At 60.2% G+C, this 5,613-nt stretch carries 6 protein-coding genes; 5 read left to right on the forward strand and 1 reads right to left on the reverse strand.

Going from position 1 to position 5,613, the window contains the following annotated elements:
- Positions 1–278: 278 nt before the first annotated feature.
- Positions 279–1,676, reverse strand: coding sequence for a chromosomal replication initiator protein DnaA (dnaA, locus tag AYR66_RS20660; RefSeq protein WP_088709073.1), 1,398 nt, complete (start codon positions 1,674–1,676; stop codon positions 279–281).
- 500 nt (positions 1,677–2,176) lie between these two features.
- On the opposite strand from dnaA, the gene rpmH reads away from it, so the two are divergent.
- The 5 genes from rpmH to AYR66_RS29005 all read left to right on the forward strand — a co-directional run.
- Entirely contained in the window at positions 2,177–2,311 is a 135-nt protein-coding gene (gene rpmH, locus AYR66_RS20665) for a 50S ribosomal protein L34 (RefSeq protein ID WP_040041456.1), read from the forward strand.
- Positions 2,312–2,340: 29 nt separating this feature from the next.
- Positions 2,341–2,742, forward strand: coding sequence for a ribonuclease P protein component (gene rnpA, locus AYR66_RS20670; RefSeq protein WP_088709074.1), 402 nt, complete (start codon positions 2,341–2,343; stop codon positions 2,740–2,742).
- A complete protein-coding gene (yidD, locus tag AYR66_RS20675) occupies positions 2,742–2,993 on the forward strand; it encodes a membrane protein insertion efficiency factor YidD (protein WP_088709075.1) in 252 nt (83 codons plus the stop codon). Before rnpA ends, yidD begins: the two co-directional genes overlap by 1 nt.
- Before the next feature lie 31 nt (positions 2,994–3,024).
- Complete coding sequence (yidC, locus tag AYR66_RS20680) at positions 3,025–4,683, forward strand: membrane protein insertase YidC (protein WP_088709076.1); 1,659 nt, start codon at positions 3,025–3,027, stop codon at positions 4,681–4,683.
- Between the two features lie 83 nt (positions 4,684–4,766).
- The coding region (locus AYR66_RS29005) for a tRNA modification GTPase (protein ID WP_170942330.1) at positions 4,767–5,613 on the forward strand (847 nt) is incomplete at its 3' end.

The following is a 5,613-nucleotide window of genomic DNA, read 5'->3' on the forward strand; positions in this document are numbered from 1 at the left end:
AGTAATTGAGTTGAGACAGTGCTTTTACTGGTGTTACTCGAGGGTGACTTTAAAGACGAGAGGGGGTCTTGAAAAGGACAGAATCCCGCCCCAGCCAACAAATGCAAAACAACCTCTATTTTGACAGAAAAGGGGGGTACCCAAGAAACCAAAGTGAGGGTTTTTTGCCTGCTTTACAAGGGGTGCTTCAGGGCAGCAAAGGAACTGCTTGAAATTTAGGCAAAGCGGCCTGACAGGTTATCCACAGCTTTGCAAGCAGCTGTGGATAACCCTGTGGATTAGCCCTTCAGGGTCTGCTCGAGGACGTGCAGCTCGTGGTTCACTTCCGGGTTCTTGGAGCGGTCGGCGGCGATCTTGCGGACGGCATGCAGGACCGTGGTGTGGTCGCGGCCGCCGAACAGTTCGCCGATTTCCGGCAGGCTCTTCTGCGTTAACTCTTTGGCAAGGTACATCGCAATCTGGCGCGGCCGGGCGATGTTGGCCGGGCGCTTCTTGGAGTACATGTCCGCGACCTTGATGTTGAAGAAGTCGGCGACGGTCTTCTGGATGTTCTCTACGGAAATCTGGCGGTTCTGCACCGACAGCAGGTCCTTCAGCGCTTCCTTGACCACGTCGATGGTGATGTCCTTGTCATGGAAACGCGAGTACGCCAGGATCTTGCGCAGCGCGCCTTCCAGTTCGCGGACGTTGGAGCGCAGGTGCTTGGCGACGAAGAAGGCGACATCGTCGTTCAGGACCACGCCTTCGGATGCCGCTTTTTTCAGCAGGATCGCGACCCGCATTTCCAGTTCCGGCGGCTCGACCGCGACCGTCAGGCCGGAGTCGAATCGGGAAATCAGGCGGTCGTCCATGCCCGTGATTTCCTTCGGATAGGTGTCGCTGGTGATGATGATTTGTTTCTTTGCTGCAATCAGCGCTTCGAACGCATAGAAGAATTCTTCCTGCGTGCGGCTCTTGCCGGCGAAGAACTGGATGTCATCGATCAGCAGCATATCCAGCGAGTGGTAATACCGCTTGAAGTCGTCGAAGCCCTTGCGCTGGTAAGCAGTCACTACGTCGCGAACATACTGTTCAGCATGAATGTAGCGGATGCGGACGTTCGGATTATCCTGCAGCAGCTGATTGCCGATCGCATGGATCAAGTGGGTCTTGCCGAGCCCAACGCCGCCGTACAGGAACAGCGGGTTGTACGAAATGCCCGGGTTGTTGGCAACCTGAATCGCGGCGGCGCGGGCCAGCTGGTTGGCTTTACCGGTGACGAAACTGTCGAAGGTCAGCGCCGGGTTGATCTTGCTCTGGTCACGCTTCTTGGTTTCTTCAAGAACAATATCGACGCGCTCGATCGGGTCGGGCATGTCTGCATAGTCGGTGCCGCCGGCCATGGCGAGCGAAGGCGACGGCATCGGCGCGGAAACCGGTTTACGCACGGCATTGGTGCGCGGATCCAGCACGAACTGGACGTCGATCGGTTGCTCCCAGTGCTCGGCGGCCAGGGCGGTGATGCGGCTGGCGAACTGGGTTTTTACCCAGTCCAGCTTGAAGCGGTTCGGCGCGGCAATGCGCAGGCAACCATCCTCGAAGTCGAGGGGCACGAGCGGTTTGATCCAGGCGCTGAACTGCTGAGGCGTGAGTTCCTGTTCCAGCTTCGCGGAGCAGGCTTGCCAAAAATTTTCCATGAAATTCTTTTAATGTTTGCTTTGTGGAAAATACAAAAGGCCTCCCGAACTGCTCTCCTCCGGCAGTCCGCTGTACAGTCCGATTCAGGGCGATGGGGTCTGTGCAGTGGAGTGCGGGAGCGGCACATCGGCAAAAGGCCGGGTTCCACAGGGAGGGGTATTCTAACGCCGGTCCCTGAAGTTATCCACAGCCCGCGTCATTTTTCCGACATAATAAAGTGCTTGCCAATGTGGATAATTTGGGCTTAGGGAAGGCGGGGATAACTTGCCTGCCATCAACGAGCATATATAAGAGTCGCCTGAAAAATCCGGGTAGCGACGCTAGCATGGCAATCACGGATTTCACTTTCCCCGTCCACGCCACCCGCCTAACCAATTGACACCCGAGGGGGAACTGAGGTTTAATTGCGGGTTCACTGCCTGTTGCGTTTTGTGCCTGGTCACAAGACAAGGATGGGCCGCGTGACTATCACCCATTTTTGCAGACTAGCGAGACCAAAATGAAACGTACTTACCAACCTTCCGTTGTCCGCCGCAAGCGCACCCACGGCTTCCGTGTTCGCATGGCTACCCGCGGTGGCCGCGCTGTGCTGAACGCACGTCGCGCCAAGGGCCGCAAGCGCCTGGCTGTCTAAGCCAAGCACTGCACCCAAAAGCTGCCGGCGTGAGCGAAGAACGTTCACACTCCTACGCACGCACCCGGCGCATCGTGAAAACGGATGATTTTTCATCCGTTTTTCGTTTGCGGCCCGTGCAGCGCACGGCGCATTTCGTCCTTTACGCGCGCAGCAACCAGCTGGATCGCGCAAGGCTGGGCATCGTGGCGGCCAAGCGCTTCGCTCCGCGCGCCGTCACCCGCAATACGATCAAGCGCGTCACGCGCGAATTGTTCCGCCAGTCCACCCTGCCGGCCATCGATTGCATCGTCCGCCTGTCCCAACCCGTGAATTCCAAGTCCGGCCCGGCCACCACGGCGGCGCTGAAGGCCGAGTTGCGGCGCGAACTCGCGCAGCTCCTGGGTTCGCAGGCGGTGAAAACACCTTCGCCCCAACCGGGATCCCGGTGATGAAAACGCTTTTGCTGCTACTATTGCGCGCGTACCAGCTGGGCATCAGTCCTTTCCTCGGCCAGAATTGCCGTTTTTATCCGAGCTGCTCCACCTACGCCGCCGAAGCAATCCGCGAACACGGCGCGGCGAAGGGTGGCCTGCTCGCTGCAAAACGCCTGTGCAAATGCCATCCGTGGCATCCGGGCGGACTGGATCCGGTGCCCAAAAAGACCCGCGGCCATGGCGACTGTGCCTGCCAGCACCATTGAATTACTGATTACTCAAGCACAATAAAGAACTATGGATATCAAACGTACCATCCTGTGGGTTGTGTTCTCGCTATCCCTGCTGCTGTTGTGGGACAACTGGATGCGTTATACCGGCAAGCAGTCGATGTTCTTCCCGGCAGCGACACAGCAGGCGAACAAGCCGGCCGCAGCCACCGCCGGCGGCGCAACCGCCACCAAGTCGGACGTGCCGCAAGCCACGGTGACAACCCAGGCGCCGGCTGCGGTGCCGGCCGGCCCGACGCCGGTCAAGAGCGAAATCGTCACCATCACCACCGACGTAATCAAGGCGGATATCGACACGGTCGGCGGCGAGCTCAAGCGCCTCGAGCTGCTGAAGCACAAGGACACGATCGACCAGTCCAAGAACATGGTGCTGTTCGAAACCGGTGCCGGCCACACTTACCTCGGCCAGACCGGCCTGATCGGCGGCAATTTCCCGAACCACAAGTCGGGCTTCGTCGCCAAGCCGGGCCCGCGCGCGCTGGATGGCAAGGATGAGGTGCAGCTGGTGCTGGAATCCGAGCAGGGCGGCGTGAAGCTGGTGAAGACCTACACCTTCCACAAGGGCAATTACACCATCGACATCAAGCATGACGTGGTGAACAACAGCGGCGCCCCGATTACTCCTTCCGTGTACATGCAGCTGCTGCGCGACGGCAGCAAGCCCGCCGGCGAATCGAAGTTCTACAGCACCTTCACCGGCCCGGTGGTCTACACCGAAGGCGAGAAGTACCAGAAGATGGAATTCGAAGACATCGAAAAGGGCAAGACCAAGCACGCAACCAAGTCGGAAAACGGCTGGGTGGCGCTGGTGCAGCACTACTTCGTCTCGGCCATCGTGCCGCCGCAGAACGCGCAGCGCGAGATCTATACCAAGAAGGTCGACAACAACCTGTACGCGATCGGCAGCATCCTGCCGCTGGGCACCGTCGCTCCGGGCGCGACCGCTTCGCTGGACGCGAAGCTGTATTCCGGCCCGCAGGAAACCGACCGCCTCGAGAAGCTGGCGCCGGGCCTGGAACTGGTGAAGGACTACGGCTGGCTGACCATCCTGGCCAAGCCGATCTTCTGGCTGATGGACCAGATCCACAAGGTGCTGGGCAACTGGGGCTGGACCATCATCGTGCTGACCATCCTCATCAAGCTGGCCTTCTTCCCGCTCTCCGCCGCGTCCTACCGCAGCATGGCGAAGATGAAGACCGTGACGCCGAAGATGCAATCGATCCGCGAGCGTTTCAAGAACGACCCGCAGAAGATGAACCAGGCGATGATGGAGTTGTACAAGACCGAGAAGATCAACCCGCTCGGCGGCTGCCTGCCGATCGTGGTGCAGATCCCGGTGTTCATCGCGCTGTACTGGGTGCTGCTGGCATCGGTCGAAATGCGCAACGCGCCGTGGCTGGGCTGGATCCATGACCTGGCTTCGCCCGATCCGTGGTACATCCTGCCGATCGTGATGGCGGTATCCATGTTCGTGCAGACCAAGCTGAACCCGACGCCGCCGGATCCGATCCAGGCCAAGGTGATGATGTTCATGCCGATCGCTTTCTCGGTGATGTTCTTCTTCTTCCCGGCCGGCCTGGTGCTGTACTGGGTGGTGAACAACATCCTGTCGATCGCCCAGCAGTGGGTGATCACGAAGAAGATCGAAGGCGGCAAGCCGGCTTGATTGAATTGAATGTTGAAAAGGCCCGCGCATTGCGCGGGCTTTTTTGTTTGCACCACACCCGTCCCTCCCCCTAGAATTCCCTCATGAACTTCGACTCTTCCCCCATCGCCGCCATCGCCACCGCCCCCGGCCGCGGCGGCATCGGCGTCGTGCGCGTCTCCGGCAAGAACATCGCGCCGGTCATGCAGGCGCTGTGCGGCAGCACCGAGCTGAAACCGCGCTACGCGAATTACCTGCCCTTCCTGAATGCGGATGGCAGTGCCATCGACCAGGGCATCGCGATCTATTTCAAGGCGCCGCATTCCTACACCGGCGAAGACGTGCTCGAACTGCAGGGCCACGGCGGACCGGTGGTGATGCAGATGCTGCTGTCGCGCTGCCTGGAAGCCGGCAAGGACATCGGCTTGCGTGTCGCGCAACCGGGCGAGTTCACGCACCGAGCCTTCCTGAACGACAAGCTCGACCTGGCGCAGGCCGAAGCCGTGGCGGACCTGATCGAGGCGTCGACGGAAGCGGCGGCGAAGTCGGCGTCGGCGTCGCTGTCGGGCGTGTTCTCGAAGACCATCCATGAGCTGGTCGACAAGGTGATCCACCTGCGCATGCTGGTCGAGGCGACGCTTGATTTCCCGGAGGAGGAAATCGACTTCCTCGAGAAGTCCGATGCGCGCGGCCAGCTGGAGCGCATCCGCACCGCGCTGGCCGAGGTATTCGAGCAGGCGGCGCAGGGCGCGCTGCTGCGCGAGGGGTTGAATGTCGTGCTGGCGGGGCAGCCGAATGTCGGCAAGTCATCGCTGCTCAATGCGCTGGCCGGCTCCGATGTGGCCATCGTGACGCCGATCGCCGGCACCACGCGCGACAAGGTGACCGAGACCATCCAGATGGAAGGCATCCCGCTGCACATCATCGATACCGCCGGCATCCGCGACGCGG

The sequence above is a fragment of the Noviherbaspirillum denitrificans genome, assembly GCF_002211445.1.
In the GTDB taxonomy this organism is placed as follows: Bacteria; Pseudomonadota; Gammaproteobacteria; order Burkholderiales; family Burkholderiaceae_D; genus Noviherbaspirillum; species Noviherbaspirillum denitrificans.

Coding starts and splice junctions, on each gene's coding strand:
- yidC (WP_088709076.1), top strand. CDS start 3,025: ATGGATATCAAACGTACCATCCTGTGGGTTGTGTTCTCGCTATCCCTG.
- yidD (WP_088709075.1), top strand. CDS start 2,742: ATGAAAACGCTTTTGCTGCTACTATTGCGCGCGTACCAGCTGGGCATC.
- dnaA (WP_088709073.1), bottom strand. CDS start 1,676: ATGGAAAATTTTTGGCAAGCCTGCTCCGCGAAGCTGGAACAGGAACTC.
- rpmH (WP_040041456.1), top strand. CDS start 2,177: ATGAAACGTACTTACCAACCTTCCGTTGTCCGCCGCAAGCGCACCCAC.